This is a genomic window from Pseudomonas sp. ES1 (genome assembly GCF_050586605.1).
Classification (GTDB): Bacteria; Pseudomonadota; Gammaproteobacteria; order Pseudomonadales; family Pseudomonadaceae; genus Aquipseudomonas; species Aquipseudomonas sichuanensis.
This window is the reverse complement of record NZ_JBOBDM010000002.1, coordinates 1-26,783: the sequence shown is the minus strand read 5'-3', so window position 1 is coordinate 26,783 and position 26,783 is coordinate 1. Positions and strand designations below refer to the sequence as shown.

Genomic DNA, 26,783 nt, shown 5'->3' with positions numbered 1-26,783 from the left:
TTTTTGTCGTCGCAGGATCCATAAGTGCATTTAAATGCAGATTCAAACGATGTTGTCGTCTGAATCTGCACTATACTGCAGACTTGTCCAAGTCTCGATGCAAAAAGTGCAGTAAATTGCAGGTGATCAATGAGCAGACTGACGCTCCAGCTATACACCAACGGCCAATGGCATGACGCCATGGCTTTGAATTTTGCCGCGCCTGAGCAAAGTTTGCTCAGCCCCTGCGAGTTCGCCTACACCTCCGATTACGTAAAAAGCCATACAGACGCCTACGACAGCCTGTTCTGCCAAGCGGTAAGCGCCAGGCTACCCGTCGATTTTGGTGCTCATCGGCTGGCACACGCCCCTGCATTCCTACATGACATCGTCCCTGCAGGCGCGGCCAAGCGCTTTCTGCTCAAGCACATAGGCCGTGAGAAACCGGCAGACATCGGCGATGACCTTTTTCTGTTAGGGCGCTGTACTCCCGCACCAGTTGGCAACTTGCGTATCAAGGAGTCGACCGAACAGCTGGATCTGGCAGATCCCTTGGGCTTTACCCGTGAGGACGTTGTCACGCGGGATCAACGCTTTCTGGAGTACGCCTATGAGCAGGGTGCGGCGATCGGCGGCGCAACAGGTGCCGGCGGCGAAGCGCCAAAGCTGTTGATGACCGAAGACGCTGATGGCCGGCTTTATCCGGACGCGGTGCTTGCCGATGAGCGCGCCCAGCGTCACTGGTTCATCAAGTTCGCCAGAAATCAGGCCTTGGCCAACGACCAGGAAATCCTGCGTGCTGAGCACTTGTACTACAAAGCCTTGCGACAGCTTGGCCTGGAAACGGTGGCCAGCTCGTACATGGCGCTGGAAGAAGGCAGCAAGCCAAGCCTGTGGATGGAACGCTTCGACCGTCAGGTCACTGCCCAAGGGGTAGAACGGTACGCGGTGGAGTCGGTGTATTCATTGTGCGGCGTGACCGAAGCCGGTAGCCGAATGGGGCATCTGGAAGTGATAGCGGCCCTGGTCGGGCTGTGGAAAGAAGCAGGGCAGAAAGGTGAAGTGCCTGAAATGATTGCGGACTATTTGCGTCGAGACCTGATCAACAAGATTCTGGGCAACGCTGATAACCATGGACGCAATACGGCCATCATCCGCACGCGTGATGTGGTACGCCTGGCGCCTATCTATGACTTGGCACCAATGGTGATGGACCAGGAAGGAATAACTCGGACGACCAAATGGCCGACACCCATCGAGCGTGCTGGCGAAATCGACTGGCGGGCGGCCTGCGATGCCTTGGCGCCCCTCATGGATCCGGAGCAGGCCTTCCAGCGCCTGCGCCAGGATGCCGACAACCTGCTGGCATTGCCGGACATCCTGGCCGATATGGGGCTCTCTGATGCGGTAATGAACCATCCGGCCATTGCCCTCGGTTCGCTGCAACGGCGGCTGACCGCCTGGGGGCTGGCATGACAGTTTCCATCGATGTGCGCGGCTTGTTGATCGACGCTGTGCGCGAAGGTATCGCCGACGGCAGCCTGGAACTCGGCGCGGCAGTGCGCCGCTTGCGTGTCGAGGTGGCCAAGATGCAGCAGGCGCAGTTTGCGAAGATGTGCAAGATTTCGGTTCGCACGCTGATTCAGATCGAGCAGGGGGAAGGCAACCCCACGCTCAAGTCGTTGAATGCAGTGTTCAAGCCGTTCGGCTTGAAAATGGGTGTGGTCAGTCGTCACCGGCAGATCGGTTGACTGCATCGCGGAGCAAGTCGCAAGTGTTGGAGCGGCGGTGCGCCGATGCGACTTGCCCCGCGACGGCTTCAGCCCAGGCGACATGCCTCCAGCGTCAGCACCTGTCCCTGAGGCTGCTGGTTTTCCTCACTCAACCAACGCTCGAACCCCGCCGCCACGGCCGGCCACTCGGCATCGGTGATCGAGTACCAGGCGGTATCCCGATTGCGGTCCTTGACCACCATGTGGTTACGGAACACCCCTTCAAACACGAAACCGAACCGCTCCGCCGCACGCTTGGAGCGAGCATTGGCGTTGTTGCACTTCCACTCCAGCCGGCGGTTGCCCAGCTCGAAGCCCAGCTTGCTCAGCAGGTAGACCGCCTCGGTGCCCTTGGGCGTGCGCTGCATGGCGGCGCCGAAGGCGATATGGCCGATCTCGAAGCGGCCCTGTTCCGGCACGATCGACATGTAGCTGAGGATGCCCTGCACCTGGCCGCTGGCGCGGTCGATCACGCTGTAGAACAACGGGTCGCGGCTGGCGGCGTTGCCGTCGAGCCAACGGTCGAAGCTGGCGCGTTCGACGAACGGGCCATAGGGCAGGTAGTCCCACAGCACCGGGTCCGAGCCTGGCCCTTGCAGCACGTCCCAGAGGTCGGCGCCATGGCGCGCCGGGTCGAGCTTCTCCAGGCGGATGAAACGGCCCTCGAGGGGGTCGGCCTTGGGTGTACCGGCGGGTTTCCAGTTCAATGCGTCGGTCATGGGCGGCCTACAGTACTTTGCGAAATTGGATGAAGCCGGGGCGCTCGGCAACCTGCTCGTACAGGCTGATGGCGGTGGCGTTGGTTTCGTGGGTCAGCCAGTGCACCTTGGCGCAGCCGTCGGCCTTGGCCGTGGCATAGACATGCTCGATCAGCTGCCGGCCGATGCCCAGGCCGCGCACTGCGCTGTCCACGTAGAGGTCCTGCAGGTAGCAGGAAGGTTCGATGCTCCAGTTGGAACGATGGTAGATGAAGTTGACCATCCCCACCGCCTTGCCATCGACCCAGGCCAGCGCCGAATGGGTCGGCTCGTGCCCGTCCAGCAGGCGTTGCCAGGTGCTGGCGCTGACCGCCTCGGGCAGTTCGGTTGCATAGAAGCGCAGGTAGGCCTGCCACAGGGGCAGCCAGGCGGCGTGGTCGTTGGCGCCCACCGGGCGCAGGGTGATGCTGGTCATGGGCCTTTTCCTTCAGAGGTCGCGCATGTGCGCGGCGAGTTGGTTATCCACAGGGTCGGCGCTGGCGGCCAGGCCTTCGCGTACCCCGGCGATGTCTTGTGCCGAGCGGTTCTGGCTGAGTTTGCGTGCGCCCTGCAAACGGCCGATGGGCAGGCGGATGCCAACGATGGCGCGCAGCATGCTGTCGAGGTAGTCCGCAGGGGCATCGGCCACGCGCCACGGCGCTGCGCGGCCTTGCTCGTGGCGGTCGGTGAGGCGGCTGACGATGTCGAGCAAGGAGGCGGGCTCGTGGATCACCGCCGCCGGGCCCCAGGCATGCACCGCCGTGTAGTTCCAGGTGGGCACCACCTTGGGATTGTCGGCCTTGCTCGGGTAGAACCCGGGGCTCACATAGGCGTCGGCGCCGGGGAATACCAGCAACGCTTCGGCGCCTTGCGCCAGGTCCTGCCATTGCGGGTTGGCCCGGGCGAGGTGGCCATAGACCGTACCGAACTCGCCCTCGTCGGTGGCGACCAGCACCGGCAAGTGGCTGGCCAGCAGCCCCTGTTCGCCGTGGCTGACCAGCGTGGCCAGACGGGTTTGCAGCATGTGCTGGTGCAGGCGGCCGAGGTCGTGTTCCTGGTGCGGTTTGCTGTTGTACATGCCGGGGGATCCTTGTGCTGTGGCTCCATCCTAGGCAGGCTATTGGCTCTGTGTAAGAGCCATTCATGACTGTTTTTATAGGTCCAATGCCATGAGCGAACGTACCCACGCGTTGCCTTTCGACCCGGCCGGCCTCGCCCTCGACCGTGGCCGCCGCGGGCTCAGCCAGCAGCTCTATCAGGCACTGCGCGCCCGCGTGCTGGATGGGCGCCTGGAAGGCGGCACACGGCTGCCGGCTACCCGCGACCTGGCGGCGATGCTGGCGTTGTCGCGTAACAGTGTGGTGCGCGCCTATGACCAGTTGTATGCCGAAGGCTTCATCGAAAGCCGGGTAGGCGATGGCACCTACGTGAGCCGGCTGGGAAAACTATCCACACAACTGTCCACAGGGTTATCCCGGGGGTTATCAACAGGTTTATCCACATTTCAGGCATCTGACACTGAGGATTTATCCAGTTTCACCGCGTGTAGCGAGCCATTGCAGCGTCTGAAAAATCACCACCTGCCGCCACCCAGAAGCGGCTCGCCGAAGGCTTTCAGGGTCGGCCTGCCCGCCTTCGATCTGTTTCCTTTCGAGGTGTGGGCCAAGCTGCAAGCGGGTTTCTGGCGAAATCCCGACCCGGCGCTGCTCGGTTATGGCGACCCCGCGGGAGAAGTGCAGTTGCGTGAGCTGATCGCCACCTATCTGCGTCGCTCGCGGGGGCTTTCCTGCACGGCTGAACAAATTGTGATCACCAGTGGCGCACAGCAGGCGATCAGCCTTTGTGCACAGCTGCTGTTACAGCCCGGTGACGGGGTGGCTGTGGAAAACCCAGGCTATCGCGCCGCCGGGCACGCCTTCGCCCTGGCGGGGGCAAGGGTCAGCGGCGTACCGGTGGATGAAGAGGGCATGGACTGTGCGCGCCTGGCCGAGCTGCCGGACTGCCGGCTGGCCTATGTAACCCCAGCCCACCAGTACCCGACCGGCGTCACCATGAGCCTGGCCCGGCGCCTGTCGTTGCTGGCCTGGGCTGAGCGCCAGGGCGGGTGGATCGTCGAGGACGACTACGACGGCGAGTACCGCTACAGCGGCGCGCCCCTGGCACCGCTGGCTGCGTTGGATCGGCAGGGTCGGGTGTTGTACGTCGGCACCTTCGGCAAGATCGCTTTCCCGGCGCTACGGATGGGCTACCTGGTGCTGCCCAAACCTCTGGTGCAGGTGTTCAGCCAGGCCAAGGCGCTGGCGGTGCGCCATTCGGAAGTGGGTAGCCAGTGCGTCATGGCGCAGTTCATGGCCCAGGGGCATTTCCAGCGGCATATCCGCCGCATGCGCCGGGCGGCGTTGGCGCGCAGGAATGTGTTGAAGGCTGGCTGGCCGGTGGAGGTGCCGGGGCTGGGGGCAATGCCGGAGGTGGCGGCGGGGCTGCATGTGAAAGTGGCTGTGGATAACTTTGCGCGGGAACAAGCGTTGGTTGCCCGGGCCGAGGCGGTGGGGGTGGAGGTCAATGCGTTGAGTGGGTATTGGCTGGAAGACAGTGAGGTGCCTGTGGATAAGCGTGCGGGGCTGGTGCTGGGGTTTGCGGCAGTACCGGAGGCGCAGATTGCGGATGCATTGATGCGGCTGCGCAAGGCCTGGAGATAGCTGGGGCCGCTCTGCGGCCCATCGCCGGCAAGCCGGCTCCCACAGGGTTAGCGCATAACTTGGACTTATGCGATCGGTGTGGGAGCCGGCTTGCCGGCGATGGGCTGCAACACAGCCCCGATGTCTACATGATCAAGTGCCGGACTTGATCTTGGTCCAGGCCCTGGTCCGTGCCCGCTCGGCATCCCGCGGCAGCGGCTTGAGGGTATACAGCTTGGCCATCGCCTCGGCTGTCGGATACAGGTTGGGGTTGTTGCGGATCGCCGGGCTGACCTTGTCGGTCGCATCCTTGTTCGGGTTCGGGTAGCCGACGAAATCACTGATCGGTGCAATCACCTCAGGCCGCAGCAGGTAGTTGATGAAAGTGTGGGCATCTTCCGGGTTGGCCGCGTTCTTCGGGATCGCCAGCATGTCGAACCAGATCGGTGCGCCCTCCTTCGGCAGGCGCATGTCCACCACCACGCCGTTGTTGGCTTCGCGCGCACGGTTGGCAGCCTGGGAGAAGCTGCCGGAATAGCCCACCGCCACGCAGATGTCGCCATTGGCGATGTCGGCCATGTACTTGGAGGAGTGGAAATAGGTCACGTGCGGGCGGATCTTCAGCAGCAGGTCCTGGGCCTTCTGATAGTCCGCTGGCTTGCCGCTGTTGGGGTCCAGGCCCAGGTACGACAGCGCCAACGGCAAGATCTCCGACGGCGAGTCGAGCAGCGCCACGCCGCACTGCTTGAGCTTGGCGATGTTCTCCTCCTTGAAGATCAGGTCCCAGCTGTCCACCGGCGCGTTGTCACCGAGTACCGCCTTGACCTTGGCCGGGTTGAAGCCGATGAGCACGGTGCCGTACATGTATGGCACGGCGAATTTGTTGCCCGGGTCGTTGGCTTCGATCAGCTTCATCAGCGCCGGGTCCAGGTGCTGCCAGTTGGGCAACTTGCTGCGGTCCAGGGGTTGGAACACCCCGGCCTCGATCTGCTTGGCAAGGAACACGTTGGACGGCACCACCACGTCATAGCCGGAGTTGCCGGTCAGCAGCTTGGCTTCCAGCGCCTCGTTGGTGTCGAAGATGTCGTAGATCAGCTTGACCCCACTGTCCTTCTGGAAGTCGACGAGGGTTTGCGGGGTGATGTAGTCGAACCAGTTGTACACCCGCAGGGTGCCCGGCGCGGCGGTGGCCTGCAGGGCGCCGGTGAACAGGCTGGCGGCGATGAGTGGGGCGAGCAGACGCTTGAGTCGGACCATGTTCAGGCTCCTGGCTGGGCGCGCTGGAAGCCTTCCAGCACATTGACCGCGTTGATGCCGATTTCCTCCACAGCGTAGCCACCTTCCATCACGAACAGGGTCGGCTTGCCGAGTTGGCCGATGCGTTTGCCCATTTCCAGGTAGTCCGGGCTGTCCAGCTTGAACTGCGAGATCGGGTCGTCCTTGAAGGTGTCCACGCCAAGGGAGATCACCAGCACGTCGGCGTCGTACTCGGCGATGCGCTGGCAGGCCGCTTCCAGCGCGGCGCTCCAGGCCGCCCAGTCGCTACCGGCGGGCAGTGGGTAATTGATGTTGCAGCCAACGCCTGCACCTTCGCCAATCTCGTCGGCATAGCCGAGGAAGAACGGGAACTCGTCCTGCGGGTCGCCGTGGATCGAGGCGAAGAACACGTCATTGCGCTGGTAGAAGATGTCCTGGGTGCCGTTGCCGTGGTGGTAGTCGACATCGAGGATGGCCACTTTGCGCCGGCCCTGGTCGAGGAAGGCCTGGGCGGCGATGGCGGCGTTGTTCAGGTAGCAATAGCCTCCCATCACTTCGGCGGCGGCGTGGTGCCCTGGTGGCCGGCACAGGGCGAAGGCCGAGTGGGCGCCTTGCTGGATCGCCGCCTGGGCGGTGAGCGCGACTTGCGCGGCGCTGTAGGCGGCCTGCCAGGTGCCGGCGGTGATCGGCGCGCCGGCGTCGAAACTGTAGTAACCGAGCTCGCCATGCAGGCCGGTGGGTTTGACCTGGCGCAGGGTGCGTGCCGGCCAGGTGAAGGGCAGCAGGTCGCCGTCGTGGCCGAGCGCGGCCCAGCGTGCCCAGGCGCCTTCGAAGAAGTTCAGGTAGTCGGCGCTGTGGATGCGCTGCAGCGGGGCGCGGCCGAAGTCGGTCGGGCCCTGGACGTCGCCAAGGTTGCGCTTTTTCACCTGCTCCAGCACATGGTCGGCGCGCGAGGGCATCTCGAAGCAGGGCATCAGCTTGCCGTCGATCAGCTCGCAGCGGCCGTGGTGCAGGCGGTGGTCATCGGAATAGATCGTCAGCATTTGTTGTTCTCCGGGTAATCACTGGCGTGGGCCCATTCTGGTGGGCGGCCGGCAGACCGGGGGACGTTGCAAACGGCCAAAAGGGGATCAATGTGGCCAAGTCATCCTGACCCGGCCCTTTCGCGGGTAAACCCGCTCCCACAGGGTCACCGCAGGTCTCGAGGCCTGCATCGTCCTGTGGGAGCGGGTTTACCCGCGAAGAGGCCAGTACAGGTCAACCGCGAAAATGGCTCGGCGCCACGCCGCTCCAACGCTGGAAGGCATGCCTGAAACTCGCGGTCTCACTGAACCCCAATGTTTCGGCAATCCGATAGATCGGCATCTGGTCCTCGGCCAGCAATTGCTTGGCCCGCTCGAAGCGCAGCTCGTCGAGCAGCTGTTGATAACTGCTGCCCAGCGCCTGCAAGTGCCGGCGCAAGGTACGCGACGAACAGTTCATCTGCCGCGCCAGGCCCTCCAGCCCGGGCGCCGCATCCAGCTGCTGGAGCAGCAACTGGCGAATCCGCCCCAGCCAGGCCTGGCGCCCGGTGAACTCCAGGTTCAAACGCCGGCAGCGTTCACTCATCGCCTTGTGGGTGATCGGGTCGGCCAGCGGCAGCGGCATGTCCAGCCAGCGGCGTTCGAAGGCGAAGGCGTTGTCGCCCGCATCGAAACCCTGCGGGCAGGCGAATGCACCGGCGTAGAGCGCGTGGTAACCGGGGCGGGGGTGTTCGAAGCGTGCCGCCAGCAAGGGCAGCGGGCGGCCGAGCAGGTCGTCGCAGATCACTTTCAGCGACACCAGGCAGAACTCGGCATTGAAAGCGGCCAGCCCTGGCGCGTCGTAGTGGTCGCTGGCGCTGAGCCAGACGCGTTGGCCATCATCCACCAGGCGCAACTGGAAGACTGTTCCCAGCAGTGCCGGAAAGCTCAGCGCCAGGCGCAGGGCGTCACCCAAAGTGGCACTGGAGAGCAGCGCGTAACCGAGCATGCCGTAGCACGACACATGCATGCGCCGGCCCAGTTCCAGGCCGATGTCCTCGCGCCGGGCCAGGGCGTTGGCGCACACCTGCAGCTCTTGCTGGGTGGTGATGCGGGCGTCCGGGTGCTCAAGGTCTGCCAGGCCAATGCCGCTGCCGGCCAGCAGCTGCTGCGCGTCCACGTCCTGTTCCTGGAACACCTGGAGGATCAGCGAAACGGCATTGAGGGTGGTGAGGTGGCTATGCAGCATGCTCGGTGTCCCGTGGGGCTGAGGGGCATTATGGAGCAAGTTGTGTGCCGGAGAGTGTTGCCACTGTGGGAGCGGCTTTAGCCGCGAACACCGGCGCAGCCGGTGCCATGTACCGCGCCGCCTGCTTCGCGGCTGAAGCCGCTCCCACAGGGGGTGAAACTCGCATAAAAAAAGGGCCCGATGCGTGCGCTCGGGCCCTTGAAAGGTTGAGAGGTGTCTAGTCCCTCGACCTGGTGAGACTGTTTGCTACGGTCGGGTTACGCCTTCAGCGGAACCAGACGTGGAGCGATCATGTTTTCCGGACGCAGGATGTCGTTGAGCATCGCTTCGTCCAGCAGCTTCTCTTCGCGCACCAGTTCCAGTACGCCGCGGCCGGTTTCCAGGGCAACGCGGGCGATACGGGTGGCGTTTTCGTAGCCGATGTAAGGGTTCAGGGCGGTGACCAGGCCGATCGAGTGCTCGACCAGTTCACGGCAGCGCTGTTCGTTGGCGGTGATGCCGACGATGCAGTGCTCGCGCAGCATGTCCATGGCGCGTTGCAGCAGGCGGATCGAGTCGAAGATCTTGTAGGCGATCAGCGGCTCCATCACGTTCAGCTGCAGCTGGCCACCTTCGGCGGCGACGGTCAGCGCCAGGTCGTTGCCCATGATGGCGAAGGCGACTTGGTTGACGGCTTCCGGGATAACCGGGTTGACCTTGCCTGGCATGATCGAGCTGCCTGGCTGGCGCGCCGGCAGGTTGATCTCGTTGATGCCGGTGCGTGGGCCGCTGGACAGCAGGCGCAGGTCGTTGCAGATCTTCGACAGCTTGACCGCGGTGCGCTTGAGCATGCCGGAGAACAGCACGAAGGCGCCCATGTCGGAGGTGGCTTCGATCAGGTCGGCAGCTGGCACCAGCGGCTGGCCGCTGATGATCGCCAGGCGCTGAACGGCCAGCATCTGGTAGCCCGGGTCGGCGTTGATGCCGGTACCGATGGCGGTGCCGCCCAGGTTGATTTCGGTCAGCAGTTCCGGAGCCAGCGAGCGCAGGCGCTGCAGGTCTTCGGTCATGGTGGTGGCGAAGGCGCGGAATTCCTGGCCCAGGGTCATCGGTACGGCGTCCTGCAGCTGGGTGCGGCCCATCTTCAGTACGTGGTCGAATTCTTTACCTTTGGCAGCGAAGGCCTGGATCAGGCTGTCGAGGCTGGCCAGCAGGGCGTCGTGGCCCAGCAGCAGACCCAGACGGATCGCGGTCGGGTAGGCGTCGTTGGTCGACTGCGCCATGTTCACATCGTTGTTCGGGTGCAGGTACTGGTACTCACCCTTCTGGTGGCCCATGGCCTCCAGCGCGATGTTGGCGATGACTTCGTTGGCGTTCATGTTGGTGGAAGTACCAGCACCGCCTTGAATCATGTCCACCACGAACTGCTCGTGGTAGTCGCCCTTGATCAGTCGTGCGCAGGCTGCGCTGATCGCGGCGTGCTTGGCATCGCTCAGGTGCCCCAGCTCACGGTTGGCGTCAGCAGCTGCCTGCTTGACCATCGCCAGGCCGACTACCAGTTTCGGGTAGTGCGACAGCGGAACACCGGAGAGGTGGAAGTTGTTGGCAGCGCGCAGAGTCTGGATGCCGTAGTAGGCATCGGCAGGGACTTCAAGGGTACCAAGCAGATCTTTTTCGACGCGGAACGATGCAGCGGAGGACATGATGGATATCATCTCGATTTTGACCCGGCACCTGCCGGAATGCCGCCAATGCTAGGGCTGGCCAGATTTGGCGGCCAATGCTGTTGCACGCTAACCTATGCACAAACGGCATACGGTTTGATGTGACGCCGATTGACAATCGAGCGTGTTCCATTTTGGTGCACGCGTTGCGGAGTAGTCGATGAACCTCGAAAGCAAATGGCTGGAGGACTTCAGTGCCCTGGCCTCAACCCGCAGTTTCTCGCAAGCGGCCGAGCGCCGCTTCGTCACCCAGCCAGCCTTCAGCCGGCGCATCCGCAGCCTGGAAGCGGCCCTGGGGCTGACCTTGGTGAATCGTTCCCGCACGCCAATCGAACTGACCGAGGCCGGGCAGCTGTTTCTCGTCACTGCGCGCACTGTTGTCGACCAGTTGAGCGAAGTTCTTCGCCATTTGCATCATCTTGAAGGCGGGCAGGGCGAGGTGATCCAGGTGGCGGCGGCGCACTCGCTGGCCTCGGGGTTTTTCCCGCGTTGGGTAGCCCAGTTGCGCAACGACGGCTTGAACATCGCCACCCGCCTGGTGGCCACCAACGTGGGTGATGCGGTGCATGCATTGCGCGAGGGCGGCTGCGATTTGATGCTGGCGTTCTACGACCCGGACGCCGCGCTGCAGATGGACGCCGAAATCTTCCCTTCATTGCACATGGGCAACACCGAGATGCTCCCGGTGTGTGCGGTGGGGCCCGATGGCAAGCCGTTGTTCGACCTGGAAGGCGAGGGCAGCGTGCCGTTGCTGGCCTACAGCGCCGGTGCCTTCCTCGGCCGTTCGGTCAACCTGCTGCTGCGCCAGCGCAACCTGCGCTATACCACGGTGTATGAAACGGCCATGGCCGACAGCCTCAAGAGCATGGCGCTGGAAGGCATGGGCATCGCCTGGGTGCCCAAATTGTCCATGCGCGGCGAGCTGGAGCGTGGCGAATTGGTGGTCTGTGGCGCCAGCCAGTGGCATGTACCGCTGGAAATCCGCCTCTATCGCTGTGCCCTGGTGCGCAAGGCCAACGTGCGTTTGCTATGGCGCAAGCTGGAAGGCGGTTCAGTTGACCCGAAAGTCAGCCAAAGCCCCGAAAAATAAGGGCGACAGTTGGTCGCCGGGGGTGCCGTGATGGGCCTGCGTTACGGTATACTGCGCGGCCTTTCGACCGGATAGCTCCGGTCCAGATCAGCAAACAAGCCACGCCGGTCGTCCCGCGTGGCTTGTTGTTTTTTGACGCGCCTGCGGGCGCACAAGCGAAGAGGCTCGACGATGAGTGCACTGGTTGGCGTGATCATGGGCTCCAAGTCCGATTGGTCCACCCTTAGCCACACCGCCGATATGCTGGAAAAACTCGGCATTCCCTACGAAGTGAAGGTGGTTTCCGCCCACCGCACCCCGGATCTGCTGTTCCAGTATGCCGATGAGGCCGAAGGCCGTGGCATCGAGGTGATCATCGCCGGTGCCGGTGGCGCCGCCCACCTGCCGGGCATGTGCGCCGCCAAGACTCATCTGCCGGTGCTGGGCGTGCCGGTGCAGTCGTCGATGCTCTCGGGCGTCGATTCGCTGCTGTCGATCGTGCAGATGCCGGCCGGTATCCCGGTGGCCACCCTGGCCATCGGCAAGGCCGGCGCGATCAACGCCGCCCTGCTGTCGGCGAGCATCCTCGGTGCCAAGCACCCGCAGTTCCACGCGGCGCTCAAGCAGTTCCGCACGGAGCAGACCGATACCGTGCTGGACAATCCAGACCCGCGCCAGGCTTGAGGCTGACGATATGAAGATCGGTGTAATCGGTGGCGGCCAGCTGGGCCGCATGCTGGCCCTGGCGGGCACCCCGCTGGGCATGAACTTCGCTTTCCTCGACCCGGCCCCGGACGCCTGCGCCGCCCCCCTGGGCGAGCACCTGCGCGCCGACTACGGCGACCAGGACCACCTGCGCCAGCTGGCTGACGAAGTCGACCTGGTGACCTTCGAGTTCGAAAGCGTGCCGGCGGAAACCGTCGCCTTCCTGTCGCAGTTCGTGCCGGTGTACCCGAGCGCCGAAGCCCTGCGCATCGCCCGCGACCGCCTGTTCGAGAAGAGCATGTTCCGTGACCTGGGGATCCCCACCCCAGCCTTCGCCGACATCCTCTCGCAAGCCGACCTCGACGCCGCCGTGGCCAGCATCGGCCTGCCGGCCGTGCTCAAGACCCGCACCCTGGGTTATGACGGCAAGGGCCAGAAGGTCCTGCGTAAACCCGAAGACGTAATCGACACCTTCGCCGAGCTGGGCAGCGTGCCGTGCCTGCTGGAAGGCTTCGTGCCGTTCACCGGCGAAGTATCGCTGGTGGCCGTGCGCGCCCGCGATGGCGAAACCTGTTTCTACCCGCTGGTGCATAACACCCACGACAGCGGCATCCTGAAACTGTCGGTGGCCAGCGTTGCGCACCCGCTGCAGGCCTTGGCCGAAGACTACGTCGGCCGCGTGCTCAAGCAGCTGGACTACGTCGGCGTGATGGCCTTCGAGTTCTTCGAGGTCGACGGTGGCCTGAAGGCCAACGAAATCGCCCCGCGCGTGCACAACTCCGGGCACTGGACCATCGAAGGCGCCGAGTGCAGCCAGTTCGAGAACCACCTGCGCGCCGTTGCCGGCCTGCCGCTGGGCTCGACCGCCAAGGTCGGTGAGAGCGCCATGCTCAACTTCATCGGCGAAGTGCCAGCAGTGGACAAAGTCGTCGCCATCGACGATTGCCACCTGCACCACTACGGCAAGGCTTTCAAGGTCGGGCGCAAGGTCGGCCACGCCACCCTGCGTTGCGCCGATATGGCCACGCTCAAGGCCAAGATCGCCGAAGTAGAGGCGTTGATCGCTGGCTGAGCGAACTTCCTGAGGCAACCGACCCTCTGAGATGGCAACAAGCCAAAGCGCTGTCTAGGCTTTGGCGTGTTCCACTTCACCACAGAGGGATTGCCATGGGCATCATTGGAACCATCTTCATCGGCCTGATCGTCGGCCTGCTGGCGCGCTTCCTGAAACCCGGGGACGACAGCATGGGCTGGATCATGACCATCCTCCTCGGCATCGCCGGCTCCCTGGCCGCCACCTATGGCGGGCAAGCCCTGGGCATCTACCAGGCCGGGCAGGCCGCGGGCTTCTTCGGGGCCCTGGTCGGCGCCATCATCCTTCTGGTGATCTACGGCTTCATCAAGAAGAACTGAACACAGGCTAGAATGCTCGGCAATTCAAACCTGAGTTGCCGAGCATTTCCATGCGTGCGTTTTTCCTCATCCCCCTGCTGCTTGCCAGCACCCTGGCCCATGCCGAATTGCCCGAGACCGATTGGCTGGAGCTGATGCCCAAGTCGGACCAGAAGGCCCTCGAGCAGATGCCCGAGATTGACCACAATTCCCCCGAAGCCCAGGGCGTGTTCACTGCCAAGGGTGGCCTGAAGCAGAGCAAGGGCCTGCCGGCGGTGATGTACTCGACCAAGACCGTGGCCGCCATGAACGGCAAGCAGATCCGCCTGGGCGGCTATCCGGTGCCTCTGGAGAACGATGCCAAGGGCAACAGCACCTTGTTCTTCCTGGTGCCGTACCCCGGCGCCTGCATCCATGTACCGCCGCCGCCGCCGAACCAGCTGGTGCTGGTGCGGTATCCGAAAGGGTTGAAGATCGACGATATCTACACACCGCTGTGGGTGACCGGGCAGTTGAAGGTGGAGAAGGTCAGCAATGACCTGGCCGATGCGGCCTATGCGCTGGAGGCGGGGAAGGTGAGGGTGGTGGAGGATGCTGATCTTTGACTTGCCTGGGCCGGCCTCTTCGCGGGTAAACCCGCTCCCACAGGCCGCCGCATAACCTGTGGGAGCGGCGGTTCGCCGCTGCGATTTACCCGCGAAGAGGCCAGCACTGACTTTGAAAATTTCAGATCAGAGCGCTTCGCTACCGATCACTACGCTCAGCGAATGACTCGCCCCAGGCTTCAGCTCCACCACGTCGTCCCACACGTTCGCCGTCTCGATGCACAGCATGCGCTGCCAGCCATCGTCGGCCATGTCCGGCAGCTCCTGGGCGCGGTCAGTCCAGGGGTTCCAGATCACCGCACTGCGTGAACCGCTGGCCTGCAGGGTGATGCGCCGCTTCCAGTGCGGGTCGACGATGGCCAGCTGTTGGGGCGCGTTCAGGTAGATGCGGTCGGTCTCGCCGGTGAACGCCAGGTTGCCCTGCTGCTGGCGCTGCTCCCAGTCGGCCAGGGTTTCGATATAGCCCAGGCCATCGACGCCTTCCACCTGCACCTGGCGCACATCGCTCACGGCGAAGTAACTGTGCAGGGCCTGGCTGAGGGTGACATTGGTATTGCCGAGGTTGTAGCTGGTGAGGGTCATTTGCAACTGATCGCCAAGCTCTACCCGCAGCTTGAGCTCGACCTCATGGGGCCAGCCTGGCAGCTCGCCTTGGGCTTCGGGCAGGGTGAATTCGATAAGCAGGTTGTTGCCGGACTCTTCCATGCCGAGCAACTGCCAGTCGCGGCCACGGGCCAAGCCGTGGGCCGCTGCCTGTTCGCCCTGGAACATGTTCTGGACCGATTGCGGGTTGCGCTGCAGATTGCCGAACCAGGGCCAGCACACCGGTACCCCGGCACGCACTGACTTGCCCTGACGGAAGATGGCCTGGTCGCTCAGCCACAGCAGAGGCGGCTCGCCGATGCGCTGGTAGCTGAGGACCTGCGCGCCCTGCTGGGCGATCAGAAGTTCGGCACGGTCGCTGGTGATGCGCCAGCAGTTGAGTTCGCCGTGTTGCTCGGTGTCGACCTGATAGGTAGCCATTGCGCTCGTCTCATTGAATGCCTGTCGGGCCGTTGGACCCTTTAGCCTGCAATGAGTTTACCGCTCGCCTGGCTCAGCGACGAGGCACCGAGCGGGTGCGGCCGCTGCCGTCGATGGCGACGAACACGAACACCGCTTCGGTGACCTTGCGCCATTCGCTGGACAACGGATCGTCGCTCCACACTTCGACCATCATCTGGATTGAGCTGCGGCCGATTTCCAGGGTCTGGGTATAAAAGGAGAGCTGTGCGCCCACGGCCACCGGCACCAGGAAGGCCATGCGGTCGATGGCCACCGTGGCCACGCGGCCACCGGCAACGCGGCTGGCCATGGCGGTACCGGCCAGGTCCATCTGCGCGACCAGCCAGCCGCCGAAGATGTCGCCAAAACCGTTGGTTTCGCGCGGCAGTGCGGTGATCTGCAAGGCCAGATCGCCCTGCGGGATAGGATCTTCTTGTTCGAGCTCAATCATGCCGTGGGGCCTCTGACCCGTGACGCTTCGTGGGTGGCGCAGTGACGGACGCCGTAAAAACGATTCAGCTGCTCGCATACTACGCTGATTTCGCTTCGGGGCGGCCAAAGGGGAGACTCTGCGAAACAGTCTGACAATAGAGACCGACGTTTTCGCACAACATCCCGCACCAGAATCAACCTTTTCCTACGAGCGGGCAGTATATAGACCCTTACAGCCAGCGACGACGTCACATTCATGAATATCTGTACGGATTTTGTACCGCTATGAGCGCTGCTCGGCAATTTGTTATCTTCACCCGCTAGCCAATCCAGAAGCCGCATGCCAAGCGGCCTGCACACTACAAGAGAACAAGCAGCGATGACCTCCGTGCCGAGCAGTATCGAGCAGCCTTCCAGGCCGCTGACCCGCAGCGACTACAAGACCCTCTCTCTGTCCGCCCTCGGTGGTGCCCTGGAGTTCTACGACTTCATCATCTTCGTGTTCTTCGCCACGGTGGTGGGCAAGCTGTTCTTCCCCGCCGACATGCCCGAATGGCTGCGCCTGATGCAAACCTTCGGCATCTTCGCCGCCGGCTACCTGGCACGACCGCTGGGCGGCATCGTCATGGCCCACTTCGGTGACCTGCTCGGGCGCAAGAAGATGTTCACCCTGAGCATCTTCATGATGGCGCTGCCGACCCTGATCATGGGCCTGCTGCCTACTTATGCACAGATCGGCCTGTGGGCGCCGATCCTGCTGCTGTTGATGCGTGTCATCCAGGGGGCGGCCATCGGTGGTGAAGTGCCGGGCGCCTGGGTATTCGTCTCCGAGCACGTGCCGGCGCGCAACACCGGCTATGCCTGCGGCACCCTGACTGCTGGCCTGACTTCGGGCATCCTGCTTGGTTCGCTGGTGGCGACACTGATCAACACGATCTATACCCCGTACGAAGTGGCGGACTTTGCTTGGCGTATTCCGTTCCTGCTCGGTGGGGTGTTCGGCTTCTTCGCGGTCTACCTGCGCCGCTGGCTGCATGAGACCCCGGTGTTTGCCGAAATGCAGGCGCGCAAGGCCCTGGCCGAAGAGCTGCCGCTGCGCGCGGTGCTGCGCGACCACCGCGGCGCGATCATCCTGTCGATGCTGCTCACCTGGCTGCTGTCAGCCGGCATCGTGGTGATCATCCTGATGACCCCGGCCCTGCTGCAGAGCCTCTACCACGTCAGCCCCACCGATTCGCTCAAGGCCAACAGCCTGGCCATCGTGCTGCTCAGCCTGGGCTGTGTCGCCGCCGGCAGCCTGGCCGACCGTTTCGGCGCCGGGCGCGTGTTCGTGATCGGCAGCCTGGCGCTGCTGGCCTCGTCCTGGGCCTTCTACCACAGCCTGCCGACCCGCCCGGACCTGCTGTTCCCGCTGTATGCCCTGACCGGGCTGTGTGTGGGTATCGTCGGCGCCGTGCCGTACGTGATGGTCAAGGCGTTCCCGCCGGTGGTGCGCTTCAGTGGGCTGTCGTTCTCCTACAACCTGGCCTACGCCATCTTCGGCGGTTTGACGCCGATGGTGGTGACCGCGCTGCTCAAGTTCAGCCCGATGGCGCCGGCTTACTACGTGGCATGTCTGTGTGCCGTTGGTCTGCTGGTCGGTATCTATCTGCTCGCCAACAAGCGCTGAGCCGAGCGAATCACGCGGACCTGCAGGAGCGGCCTCGTGCCGCGAAAGGGGCGCGCAGCGGCCCCAGGATCTAGGCATCATGCATGACCTCCGGGGCTGCTTCGCAGCCCTTTCGCGGCGCAAGGCCGCTCCTACAGAGGCATGCTGCACACCTCTCCAGAAACATCTTGAAAGGCCATCCCGGGCAACCGGTGATGGCCTTTCATCCAATTGTCACATTGGAGTCATATCGTGTTCATGCGGCCTGCAGATACTTGGGCCCGTTCCATCACAACCCCTACGATATTCCTGCTAGGAGCAAGGCATGAAACTGAAGCGTTTGATGGCGGCCCTGACCTTTGCCGCCGCTGGCGTTGCCACCGCCAATGCGGTCGCCGCTGTCGACCCAGCCATCCCGACCTACACCAAGACCACCGGTGTATCGGGTAACCTCTCCAGCGTCGGTTCGGACACCCTCGCCAACCTGATGACTCTGTGGGCCGAGGCCTACAAGAAGGAATATCCAAACGTAAACATCCAGATCCAGGCCGCCGGCTCCTCCACCGCTCCACCCGCGCTGACCGAAGGCACCGCCAACCTGGGCCCGATGAGCCGCAAGATGAAGGACGTCGAGCTGCAGGCCTTCGAGCAGAAGTACGGCTACAAGCCAACCGCCATCCCGGTTGCCGTCGACGCCCTGGCCGTGTTCGTGCACAAGGACAACCCGATCAAGGGCCTGACCATGGCCCAGGTCGACGCCATCTTCTCGTCCACCCGCCTGTGCGGCGGCAAGGCTGACGTGAAGACCTGGGGTGACATCGGTGTGACCGGCGACCTGGCCAACAAGCCAATCCAGCTGTTCGGCCGTAACTCGGTATCGGGCACCTACGGCTACTTCAAGGAAGAAGCCCTGTGCAAAGGCGACTTCAAGCCTAACGTCAACGAACAGCCTGGCTCGGCTTCGGTCGTGCAGTCGATCAGCTCCTCGCTGAACGGCATCGGCTACTCGGGCATCGGCTACAAGACCGCCAGCGTGAAGACCGTGGCCCTGGCCAAGAAAGAAGGCGGCGAGTTCATCGAAGACAACGAAGCCAACGCCCTGAACGGTTCGTACCCGCTGTCGCGCTTCCTCTACGTCTACGTCAACAAGGCCCCGAACAAGCCTCTGGCCCCGCTGGAAGCCGAGTTCGTCAAGCTGGTGCTGTCGCAGGCTGGCCAGCAGGTCGTGGTGAAGGATGGCTACATCCCGCTGCCGGCCAAAGTGGTCGACAAGACCCTGGCTGACCTGGGCCTGTCCCACGCCGGTAACGTCGCAAAGAAGTAAGTAACTGAGGATGAGGCCGGTGCTGATGCCCGGCCTTGTCCACGAATTTCTCAGTCCGAAGCCAGGGTTCCTGCGCGGCGGGCTTTCTTGCGTCACTGCATTGTCATGTTTTTGTCATACGGGACCGCTAGGGTGTGCGCATGAATGATCTGGCCAACTCCACCATGACCCAAAATTCCCCGCCGGTGCGCATTGATTTCAATACGCCCGAGCTGCAACGCAAGCGCCGCATGCGCGCCCTCAAGGACCGCCTGACCCGCTGGTACGTCCTGGTGGGCGGGCTGGCCGTGCTGGCTGCCATTACCCTGATCTTCTTCTATCTGGCCTACGTGGTGCTGCCGCTGTTCCAGGGCGCCACGCTGACCAGCAAGAAAGCGCTGGAGCCGACCTGGCTGCAGCAGGATGCCGGCAAGCCGCTGATGATCGCCCTCGAGGAACAGAACCTCGTGGGCATGCGCGTTTCCGACAAGGGCCAGGCCCTGTTCTTCGATACCAAGACCGGTAACGAACTCAAACGCGTCGACCTGCCAGTGCCCGCCGGCACCCAGGTCAGCTCGATCAGCACCGATCAGCCGGGCAGCCCGCTGGTGGTGCTGGGCCTGTCCAACGGCCAGGCGCTGGTGTTCCACCACACCTACAAGATCACCTATCCGGACAACAAGAAGACCATCGAGGCGGGCATCGACTACCCCTATGGTCAGGACCTGTTCACCCTGGATGACCAGGGCCGCGCGCTGGAACACGTGAGCGTCAACGTCAATGGCGACACCCTGTTGCTGGCCGGCTCCACCGGTGCCCACCTGCAGGTGATCGAACTGTCGCGCACCGAGAACATGATGACCGACGAGGTCACCGTCGAGCAGAACCGTATCGAGCTGCCGCAGATGACCGAGACGGTGAAGAACATCTTCATCGACCCGCGCCAGCAGTGGCTGTACGTGGTCAACGGCCGTGCCACCGCCGACGTCTTCAGCCTGCGCGAGAAGAGCCTCAACGGCCGCTACAAGCTGCTCGAGGACGGCAACGCCGAAATCACCGCCAGCGGCCAACTGGTCGGCGGCATCTCGCTGATCTTCGGTGACTCCAAGGGCGGCCTGAGCCAGTGGTTCATGGCCCGCGACCCGGATGGCGAGTCGCGCCTGAAACTGATCCGCAGCTTCCAGCTGGGCAACGCCCCGGTGGTGCAGATCGACGCCGAAGAGCGCCGCAAGGGCTTCATCGCCCTCGACAGCGCCGGCAAGCTGGGCGTGTTCCACAGCACCGCGCACCGTACCCTGCTGGTCGAGCCGGTCGCCGAAGGCGCGGGCATCCTGGCCCTGTCGCCGCGCGCCAACCGCATCATCATCGAAGAAGGCGGCAAGCTGCTGCCACTGAGCCTGCGCAACCCGCACCCGGAGATTTCCTTCAGCGCGCTGTGGGGCAAGGTCTGGTACGAGAACTACGACGAGCCTAAATACGTCTGGCAGTCGACCGCCTCGAACACCGACTTCGAACCCAAGCTGAGCCTGTCGCCGCTGACCTTCGGTACGCTCAAGGCCGCGTTCTACGCGATGATCCTGGCTGCCCCGCTGGCCATCGCCGCCGCCATCTACACTGCCTACTTCATGGCCCCGGGCATGCGCCGCAAGGTCAAGCCGGTGATCGAACTGATGGAAGCGATGCCGACGGTGATCCTCGGCTTCTTCGCCGGCCTGTTCCTCGCGCCGTACCTTGAAGGCCACCTGCCGGGCGTGTTCAGCCTGCTGCTGATCCTGCCGGTGGGCATCCTGGTCGCAGGTTTTGCCTGGAGCCGCCTGCCGGAGTCGATCCGCCTGCGTATCCCGGATGGCTGGGAAGCGGCGATCCTGATCCCGGTGATCCTGGCGATCGGCTGGTTCGCGCTGTACATGAGCCCGTTCATGGAAAGCTGGTTCTTCGGTGGCGACATGCGCCTGTGGATCAGCAACGACCTGGGGATCACCTACGACCAGCGCAACGCCCTGGTGGTCGGTATCGCCATGGGCTTTGCGGTCATCCCGAACATCTATTCCATCGCCGAAGACGCCGTGTTCAGCGTGCCGCGCAGCCTCACCCTGGGCTCGCTGGCCCTGGGTGCCACGCCGTGGCAGACCCTGACCCGCGTGGTCATCCTCACTGCCAGCCCGGGTATCTTCTCGGCGCTGATGATCGGCATGGGCCGTGCGGTGGGCGAGACCATGATCGTGCTCATGGCCACCGGCAACACCCCGGTGATGGAAATGAACCTGTTCGAGGGCATGCGCACCCTGGCCGCCAACGTGGCCGTGGAAATGCCGGAATCGGAAGTCGGTGGCAGCCACTATCGTGTGCTGTTCCTCGCCGCCCTCGTGCTGCTGATGTTCACGTTCATCATGAACACCTTGGCCGAGCTGATTCGCCAGCGCCTGCGCAAGAAATACTCGTCGCTTTGATAGAAAGGTAGAGATCCGTGAAAAAGGATTCCCTCAAAGGCTGGTTCAAGAGCGGCGCCCCCGGCGTCTGGATCAGCGGTGGCGCGGTAGCCATGGCGGTCATCATGACCGTCGGCCTGCTGGCCGTGATCGCCGTGCGTGGTTTGGGCCACTTCTGGCCGGCCGACCTGGTCCAGGCCACCTACAAGGTGCCTGGCCAGGCCGACCACGTGATCATCGGTGAAGTGGTACAGAAGGAAGAAGTACCGCGCGAACGCCTCAAGGGTGCCGGCCTGCCGGTGCCCGACCAGGGCCCGGAGTTCATGACCCGCGAGCTGATCAAGATCGGTAACCGTGACCTCAACGGCAGCGACTTCACCTGGGTGGTCGGCGACTGGCTGGTGGACCAGCAGAAGCCCGCCGAGCTGATCGCCCTGGAGCGCCGCGAGTGGGGCAACTTCTACGGCTACCTGGTCAGCGTCAAGGAAGACGGGCGGGTAGTCGCCCAGGGCCCTGAGGCCTGGAACGAGCTGCAGGCCCGCCTCAAGCGCGCCAGCGAACTCAACGACCAGTTGGTGAAGCTCGAGAAGAAAGACATCGGCGCCATCAACCACGGCCTGGAGCGCCTGCGCCTGCATGGCCGCAAGCTGGAACTGGACGGCAAGCTCGATGCCGCCGCCCAGGCCGACATGGACGCCGAGCGTGCCGAGCTGAACAACCGCTACAAGGCCATTGAAGAGCGCCTGAGCGGCCTGCACCAGGCCTTCGCCCGCGACAGCCTGGTGGCCCGCGACGGCAACGGCCGCGAAGTGGAGATCAACCTGAGCAAGGTGGTCCACGCGATCCAGCCGAACGCCATGTCCGGCCTGACCAAGATGGGCGCCTACTTCGCCAAGGTGTGGGAGTTCCTCAGCGATGACCCGCGTGAGGCCAACACTGAAGGCGGTATCTTCCCGGCCATCTTCGGCACCGTGATGATGACCCTGATCATGGCCGTGATCGTCACCCCGTTCGGCGTGCTGGCTGCAGTCTACCTGCGCGAGTACGCCAAGCAGGGCCCGGTGACCCGCTTGATCCGCATCGCCGTGAACAACCTCGCCGGTGTACCGGCGATCGTCTACGGCGTGTTCGGCCTGGGCTTCTTCGTCTATGTGCTGGGCGGCTCGATCGACCGCCTGTTCTTCCCCGAGTCGCTGCCGGCGCCTACCCTGGGTACGCCCGGCCTGCTGTGGGCTTCGCTGACCCTGGCGCTGCTGGCGGTGCCGGTGGTGATCGTGGCCACCGAGGAAGGCCTGGCGCGCATCCCACGCACCGTGCGTGAGGGCTCGCTGGCCCTGGGTGCGACCAAGGCCGAGACCCTGTGGAAGATCGTCCTGCCGATGGCCAGCCCGGCCATGATGACCGGCATGATCCTCGCCGTGGCCCGCGCCGCCGGTGAAGTGGCCCCGCTGATGCTGGTGGGTGTGGTGAAGCTGGCGCCATCGCTGCCGCTGGACGGCAACTACCCGTACCTGCACCTGGACCAGAAGATCATGCACCTGGGCTTCCACATCTACGACGTCGGCTTCCAGAGCCCCAACGTCGAGGCCGCGCGGCCGCTGGTGTATGCCACCGCGTTGCTGCTGGTGCTGGTGATCGCCACCCTCAACCTCTCGGCAGTGTGGATGCGTAACCACCTGCGCGAGAAGTACAAGGCCCTCGACAGCTGAGTTCAGCTTTAAGCCACAAGCGGCAAGCTCCAAGCAGATTGCCGCTCTGTCCAAACTTGCAGCTAGCAGCTTGAAGCTTGCAGCTTCAAATGGAGTAAGAACATGCAACACGAAGCTCATACCCACGGTATCGACATGTCGGCCCTGGGCCGCGACAAGCAGAGCCTGCGCCTGGCTGAAGAGACCGTGGCCATCGAAGTGCCCGGCCTGTCCCTGTTCTACGGCGACAAGCAGGCGCTGTTCGACGTCAGCATGAATATCCCCAAGCAGCGCGTGACCGCCTTCATCGGCCCGTCCGGCTGCGGCAAGTCGACCCTGCTGCGCACCTTCAACCGCATGAACGACCTGGTTGACGGCTGCCGCGTTGAGGGCGCCATCAACCTGTACGGCAACAACATCTACCGCAAGGGCGAGGACGTGGCCGAGCTGCGCCGCCGCGTTGGCATGGTGTTCCAGAAGCCTAACCCGTTCCCCAAGACCATCTACGAGAACGTGGTCTACGGCCTGCGCATCCAGGGCATCAACAAGAAGCGTACTCTCGACGAAGCCGTGGAATGGGCGCTGAAGGGCGCGGCCCTGTGGGATGAGGTCAAGGACCGCCTGCACGAATCGGCATTGGGCCTGTCCGGTGGCCAGCAGCAGCGTCTGGTGATTGCCCGTACCATCGCCGTCGAGCCGGAAGTGCTGCTGCTCGACGAGCCGTGCTCGGCACTGGACCCGATCTCGACGCTGAAAGTCGAAGAGCTGATCTACGAACTGAAATCCAAGTACACCATCGTCATCGTTACCCACAACATGCAGCAAGCGGCCCGTGTTTCGGACTACACCGCGTTCATGTACATGGGCAAACTGGTCGAATTCGGTGATACCGACACCCTGTTCACCAACCCGGCGAAGAAGCAGACCGAAGACTACATCACCGGTCGCTACGGCTAACGGCGCCGTTGGCGCAGCTGCAAGCTTTGAGCTGCAAGCTGCAAGATAAAGCGGTTAGCGCGGAGCCAGGGAACGACACGAACCACTTGAAGCTTGCAGCTTATAGCTAGCAACTTCGCGGAGCGACAGCATGATCAACAAAGAAAGCCTTACCCATCACATCTCCCAGCAGTTCAACGCCGAGCTCGAAGAGGTGCGCAGCCACCTCCTGGCCATGGGCGGGCTGGTCGAGAAGCAGGTCAACGACGCCGTCACCGCGCTGATCGAGGCCGACTCGGGCCTGGCCCAGCAAGTGCGTGAAGTCGATGAACAGATCAACCAGATGGAGCGCAACATCGACGAGGAATGCGTGCGCATCCTCGCCCGCCGCCAGCCGGCGGCCTCCGACCTGCGACTGATCATCAGCATTTCCAAGTCGGTGATCGACCTGGAGCGCATCGGTGACGAATCCACCAAGATCGCCCGTCGCGCTATCCAGCTGTGCGAGGAAGGCGTGTCGCCACGGGGTTATGTCGAGGTGCGCCATATCGGCGACCAGGTGCGCAACATGGTGCGTGACGCACTGGATGCCTTCGCCCGTTTCGACGCTGACCTGGCGCTGTCGGTGGCCCAGTACGACAAGACCATCGACCGCGAGTACAAGACCGCGTTGCGCGAACTGGTCACCTACATGATGGAAGATCCGCGCTCGATCACTCGCGTGCTCAGTGTGATCTGGGCCCTGCGCTCGCTGGAGCGGATCGGCGACCACGCGCGCAACATTTCGGAGCTGGTGATCTACCTGGTACGCGGGACCGACGTGCGCCACATGGGCCTCAAGCGCATGAAAGCGGAAGTCCAGGGCGAGGCCTTCGATGAGGGCGAAATCGCTAATGTTCCGGCTGAACCGGACGATAAATAGAATTGCTCCCGAGCAACAACGCCCGGCATCCGCCGGGCGTTTTCGTTTGCGGTCGAGCACCCTGCAGGCAGCCGCGAACGTGAAGAGAAGTCCCGGCGTGACCCGTGTTTTGGCAAATGGCCATCAGTCGGCGGTATGCTAGTCGGGATTCAAGAGGAGTATCGATGAGTAAAGTCAATGTGCTGGTCGTGGACGATGCCCCGTTCATCCGCGATCTGGTAAAGAAGTGCCTGCGTAATGCCTTCCCGGGCATGGTAATCGAGGATGCGGTCAACGGCCGCAAAGCCATGGCCATGCTCAGCAAGGAGCGTTTCGACCTGGTCCTGTGCGACTGGGAGATGCCGGAGATGTCTGGCCTCGAGCTGCTGAGCTGGTGCCGCCAGCAGGAAGAAATGAAGACCATGCAGTTCATCATGGTGACCAGCCGTGGTGACAAGGAGAACGTGATCCAGGCCATCCAGGCCGGTGTCTCCGATTTCGTCGGCAAGCCGTTCACCAACGAACAACTGCTGACCAAGGTGAAAAAGTCGCTGACCAAGATCGGCAAGCTCGACAGCCTGATGTCGAGTGGGCCGGCGCGGGTCAACTCGGCGTTTGCCAACGATTCGCTCAGCGCCCTGACCGGGGGCCGCCCGGAAGCCGCCAAGGTAGCGGCCCCTGCCGCGCCAGCAGCAACGGCCGCCAAGCCGTTGATCAACGCGCCTGCGCCGAAACCGGCCGCAGCTGCAGCACCGACCGGCCGCGGGCAAGGTCAGCTGCGCCTGGCCAGCGGTCCGCAACCTTGCGTGATCAAGGCCCTGAGCTTGAAGGAGGCATTGCTGGTGGTGCGTCGCAGCGCCAACCTGCCGCAGGTGCTCGAAGGCGCGGTGCTCGACCTTGAGCAAGGCGAGAACGCCGAAGTGGCGCGGCTGAACGGCTACCTGCACGCCGTTGCGGCGCTGGAGCCGAAGCCGGACAGCGACTGGCTGCAATTGAACTTCAAGTTCGTCGATCAGGACGCGCAGAAGCTCGATTACCTGTCGCGACTGATTGCCCGTGGCACTGCGCAGAAGCACTTCACGCCCGGCGCCTGAGGCGCAGGGCTTGCGGTTGTAGGAGCGGCCTTGTGTCGCGAAAGGGCTGCAGAGCAGCCCCAGGGTTTCAGCCGTGATGGATAAATCGCTGGGGCCGCTTTGCGGCCCTTTCGCGGCACAAGGCCGCTCCTACAGGTCGGTGTGAACGCATGGCATCCGACCAGCTGTAGCAACTCGTCTTGAAATCGGCTGCTAGGCTTCGACAGAACTCAACTGTCAAAAAGCCACTATCATGCCGCCCGCCCGCCTGCTGCTGTTCTGTGCCTTGCTCACGGCCTCGGCGTCGAGCCTGGGCATGACCGTCTACAAGACCACCGACGATTTCGGTGTGGCCTCTTATTCCGAAAGCCCCAGCCCAGGGGCAAAACCCTTGATCGTTCACGAGCCCATGGTCGAGCGCCTTGATGGCCAGGTGCGCCTGCAGACCGAGGCATTCCGTGGCGGCGTGCGTTTCGTGGCGCGTAACGAGCTGCATGTACCCATGGAGGTCGAACTGCGCCTGAATGGCCTGGCCAATGCCTTCGGCGGCAATGCCCCGCGTTTGGTCAGGCGTGTGGTGCCGGCGCGTTCGACCCAGGTGCTCAGCGTCATATTGGCCGCACCCAGCGGGCCGTTGAAATACGTCAGCAAGTTCGAATACGCCATGGGCGATCCCATCCAGCGTACCCAGGGCTATCGCTACCCCTTCCCGTGGAAGGGCGGGCCGTTTCGCATCAGCCAGGGGCCCAACGGCCGCTTCAGCCATTTCGGCCCGAAGGGGCGCTACGCCATCGATATCGCCATGCCCGAGGGCACGCCGATCATCGCGGCCAGGGGCGGGGTGGTGGTCAGGATCGAGAACAGCCAGACCGGGCGTGGTAGCAACCCGGCGGGCAACTTCGTGCGCATCCTGCACCCGGACGGCACCATGGGCGTCTATCTGCACCTGATGCGCGGTTCGGTGGTGGTGGCGGAGGGGCAGCAGGTGGTGGTGGGGCAGGCACTGGCCAAGTCGGGCAATACCGGCAACAGCAGTGGGCCGCATCTGCATTTCGTGGTGCAGCGCAACGTGGGGCTGGCGCTGGAGTCGATCCCCTATCAGTTCGACCGGCCGATTGGCGGGATGCCGGATTTCACCGCAGGCAACCCCTGAAAGCATCGCGGGGGAAGACCACCCCCCCA

At 63.5% G+C, this 26,783-nt stretch carries 25 protein-coding genes; 16 read left to right on the top strand and 9 right to left on the bottom strand.

The genetic code is table 11. The annotated features are described in order from the left end of the window. Positions 1-129 precede the first annotated feature (129 nt). Together ACQ4N9_RS01325 and ACQ4N9_RS01320 are read left to right on the top strand one after the other, a co-directional pair. On the top strand, positions 130-1,455 hold the full coding sequence (locus ACQ4N9_RS01325) for a type II toxin-antitoxin system HipA family toxin (RefSeq protein ID WP_390969615.1): 1,326 nt from the start codon (positions 130-132) through the stop codon (positions 1,453-1,455). Beyond that, positions 1,452-1,730 carry a helix-turn-helix transcriptional regulator gene (locus ACQ4N9_RS01320; protein ID WP_062360088.1) on the top strand — a complete coding sequence of 93 codons (279 nt, stop codon included), beginning with the start codon at positions 1,452-1,454 and terminating at the stop codon, positions 1,728-1,730. Before ACQ4N9_RS01325 ends, ACQ4N9_RS01320 begins: the two co-directional genes overlap by 4 nt. Before the next feature lie 68 nt (positions 1,731-1,798). On the opposite strand, the gene ACQ4N9_RS01315 is transcribed toward ACQ4N9_RS01320, so the two are convergent. From ACQ4N9_RS01315 to ACQ4N9_RS01305, 3 genes are read right to left on the bottom strand one after another with little or no spacing between them, the layout of a single operon-like run. After that, the gene (locus tag ACQ4N9_RS01315) at positions 1,799-2,470 is read right to left on the bottom strand and encodes a GNAT family N-acetyltransferase (RefSeq protein WP_347151313.1); all 672 of its coding nucleotides are present in this window, start codon (positions 2,468-2,470) and stop codon (positions 1,799-1,801) included. A 7-nt stretch (positions 2,471-2,477) separates the two neighbouring features. After that, a complete protein-coding gene (locus tag ACQ4N9_RS01310) occupies positions 2,478-2,924 on the bottom strand; it encodes a GNAT family N-acetyltransferase (RefSeq protein WP_390969613.1) in 447 nt (148 codons plus the stop codon). Between the two features lie 12 nt (positions 2,925-2,936). Next, positions 2,937-3,566 (bottom strand): FMN-binding negative transcriptional regulator, encoded by a 630-nt coding sequence (locus ACQ4N9_RS01305; RefSeq protein ID WP_390969611.1) that lies wholly within the window; start codon positions 3,564-3,566, stop codon positions 2,937-2,939. Positions 3,567-3,657: 91 nt separating this feature from the next. Here ACQ4N9_RS01305 and ACQ4N9_RS01300 point away from each other — a divergent pair, with 91 nt between their 5' ends. Continuing rightward, positions 3,658-5,187: a PLP-dependent aminotransferase family protein gene (locus ACQ4N9_RS01300; protein ID WP_390969609.1), complete on the top strand. Its 1,530-nt coding sequence runs from the start codon at positions 3,658-3,660 to the stop codon at positions 5,185-5,187. A gap of 132 nt (positions 5,188-5,319) precedes the next feature. On the opposite strand, the gene ACQ4N9_RS01295 is transcribed toward ACQ4N9_RS01300, so the two are convergent. The 4 genes from ACQ4N9_RS01295 to aspA all read right to left on the bottom strand — a co-directional run bounded on the left by ACQ4N9_RS01295 (position 5,320) and on the right by aspA (position 10,355). Continuing rightward, the gene (locus ACQ4N9_RS01295; protein WP_390969608.1) at positions 5,320-6,423 is read right to left on the bottom strand and encodes a polyamine ABC transporter substrate-binding protein; all 1,104 of its coding nucleotides are present in this window, start codon (positions 6,421-6,423) and stop codon (positions 5,320-5,322) included. 2 nt (positions 6,424-6,425) lie between these two features. Further along, a complete protein-coding gene (locus tag ACQ4N9_RS01290; RefSeq protein WP_390969606.1) occupies positions 6,426-7,466 on the bottom strand; it encodes a histone deacetylase family protein in 1,041 nt (346 codons plus the stop codon). A 214-nt stretch (positions 7,467-7,680) separates the two neighbouring features. Next, positions 7,681-8,673, bottom strand: coding sequence for an AraC family transcriptional regulator (locus ACQ4N9_RS01285; RefSeq protein ID WP_125466091.1), 993 nt, complete (start codon positions 8,671-8,673; stop codon positions 7,681-7,683). 257 nt (positions 8,674-8,930) lie between these two features. Beyond that, complete coding sequence (gene aspA, locus ACQ4N9_RS01280; RefSeq protein ID WP_390969604.1) at positions 8,931-10,355, bottom strand: aspartate ammonia-lyase; 1,425 nt, start codon at positions 10,353-10,355, stop codon at positions 8,931-8,933. A 181-nt stretch (positions 10,356-10,536) separates the two neighbouring features. Here aspA and ACQ4N9_RS01275 point away from each other — a divergent pair, with 181 nt between their 5' ends. The 5 genes from ACQ4N9_RS01275 (at position 10,537) to ACQ4N9_RS01255 (ending at position 14,147) form a co-directional block, all read left to right on the top strand. Then, positions 10,537-11,466: a LysR substrate-binding domain-containing protein gene (locus ACQ4N9_RS01275; protein WP_110995094.1), complete on the top strand. Its 930-nt coding sequence runs from the start codon at positions 10,537-10,539 to the stop codon at positions 11,464-11,466. Positions 11,467-11,637: 171 nt separating this feature from the next. Beyond that, on the top strand, positions 11,638-12,129 hold the full coding sequence (gene purE, locus ACQ4N9_RS01270) for a 5-(carboxyamino)imidazole ribonucleotide mutase (RefSeq protein WP_110995095.1): 492 nt from the start codon (positions 11,638-11,640) through the stop codon (positions 12,127-12,129). Positions 12,130-12,139: 10 nt separating this feature from the next. Then, a complete protein-coding gene (locus ACQ4N9_RS01265; RefSeq protein ID WP_390969601.1) occupies positions 12,140-13,222 on the top strand; it encodes a 5-(carboxyamino)imidazole ribonucleotide synthase in 1,083 nt (360 codons plus the stop codon). A 95-nt stretch (positions 13,223-13,317) separates the two neighbouring features. Next, a complete protein-coding gene (locus tag ACQ4N9_RS01260) occupies positions 13,318-13,563 on the top strand; it encodes a GlsB/YeaQ/YmgE family stress response membrane protein (RefSeq protein WP_050707557.1) in 246 nt (81 codons plus the stop codon). Between the two features lie 50 nt (positions 13,564-13,613). After that, positions 13,614-14,147 carry a DUF3299 domain-containing protein gene (locus ACQ4N9_RS01255; protein ID WP_390969599.1) on the top strand — a complete coding sequence of 178 codons (534 nt, stop codon included), beginning with the start codon at positions 13,614-13,616 and terminating at the stop codon, positions 14,145-14,147. Between the two features lie 126 nt (positions 14,148-14,273). On the opposite strand, the gene ACQ4N9_RS01250 is transcribed toward ACQ4N9_RS01255, so the two are convergent. Together ACQ4N9_RS01250 and ACQ4N9_RS01245 are read right to left on the bottom strand one after the other, a co-directional pair. Next, complete coding sequence (locus tag ACQ4N9_RS01250; RefSeq protein WP_390969598.1) at positions 14,274-15,170, bottom strand: D-hexose-6-phosphate mutarotase; 897 nt, start codon at positions 15,168-15,170, stop codon at positions 14,274-14,276. Between the two features lie 73 nt (positions 15,171-15,243). Continuing rightward, entirely contained in the window at positions 15,244-15,642 is a 399-nt protein-coding gene (locus ACQ4N9_RS01245; RefSeq protein WP_003253317.1) for an acyl-CoA thioesterase, read from the bottom strand. A 360-nt stretch (positions 15,643-16,002) separates the two neighbouring features. Between ACQ4N9_RS01245 and ACQ4N9_RS01240 the strand changes: the two genes are divergently transcribed. The 8 genes from ACQ4N9_RS01240 to ACQ4N9_RS01205 all read left to right on the top strand — a co-directional run bounded on the left by ACQ4N9_RS01240 (position 16,003) and on the right by ACQ4N9_RS01205 (position 26,754). Continuing rightward, a complete protein-coding gene (locus ACQ4N9_RS01240) occupies positions 16,003-17,292 on the top strand; it encodes an MFS transporter (protein ID WP_390969595.1) in 1,290 nt (429 codons plus the stop codon). A gap of 304 nt (positions 17,293-17,596) precedes the next feature. Beyond that, the gene (locus ACQ4N9_RS01235; RefSeq protein WP_110991966.1) at positions 17,597-18,595 is read left to right on the top strand and encodes a phosphate ABC transporter substrate-binding protein PstS; all 999 of its coding nucleotides are present in this window, start codon (positions 17,597-17,599) and stop codon (positions 18,593-18,595) included. Between the two features lie 140 nt (positions 18,596-18,735). Then, positions 18,736-21,024, top strand: coding sequence for an ABC transporter permease subunit (locus ACQ4N9_RS01230; RefSeq protein WP_125466085.1), 2,289 nt, complete (start codon positions 18,736-18,738; stop codon positions 21,022-21,024). 17 nt (positions 21,025-21,041) lie between these two features. Continuing rightward, positions 21,042-22,712, top strand: a complete 1,671-nt coding sequence (gene pstA / locus ACQ4N9_RS01225; RefSeq protein WP_390969593.1) for a phosphate ABC transporter permease PstA — start codon at positions 21,042-21,044, stop codon at positions 22,710-22,712. A 102-nt stretch (positions 22,713-22,814) separates the two neighbouring features. After that, positions 22,815-23,648, top strand: coding sequence for a phosphate ABC transporter ATP-binding protein PstB (gene pstB, locus ACQ4N9_RS01220; RefSeq protein ID WP_125466083.1), 834 nt, complete (start codon positions 22,815-22,817; stop codon positions 23,646-23,648). 130 nt (positions 23,649-23,778) lie between these two features. Further along, positions 23,779-24,549, top strand: coding sequence for a phosphate signaling complex protein PhoU (gene phoU, locus ACQ4N9_RS01215; RefSeq protein ID WP_125466082.1), 771 nt, complete (start codon positions 23,779-23,781; stop codon positions 24,547-24,549). Between the two features lie 164 nt (positions 24,550-24,713). Continuing rightward, on the top strand, positions 24,714-25,622 hold the full coding sequence (locus ACQ4N9_RS01210) for a response regulator (protein WP_390969591.1): 909 nt from the start codon (positions 24,714-24,716) through the stop codon (positions 25,620-25,622). Between the two features lie 232 nt (positions 25,623-25,854). Then, positions 25,855-26,754: a peptidoglycan DD-metalloendopeptidase family protein gene (locus tag ACQ4N9_RS01205; protein WP_390969589.1), complete on the top strand. Its 900-nt coding sequence runs from the start codon at positions 25,855-25,857 to the stop codon at positions 26,752-26,754. Positions 26,755-26,783 lie beyond the last annotated feature (29 nt).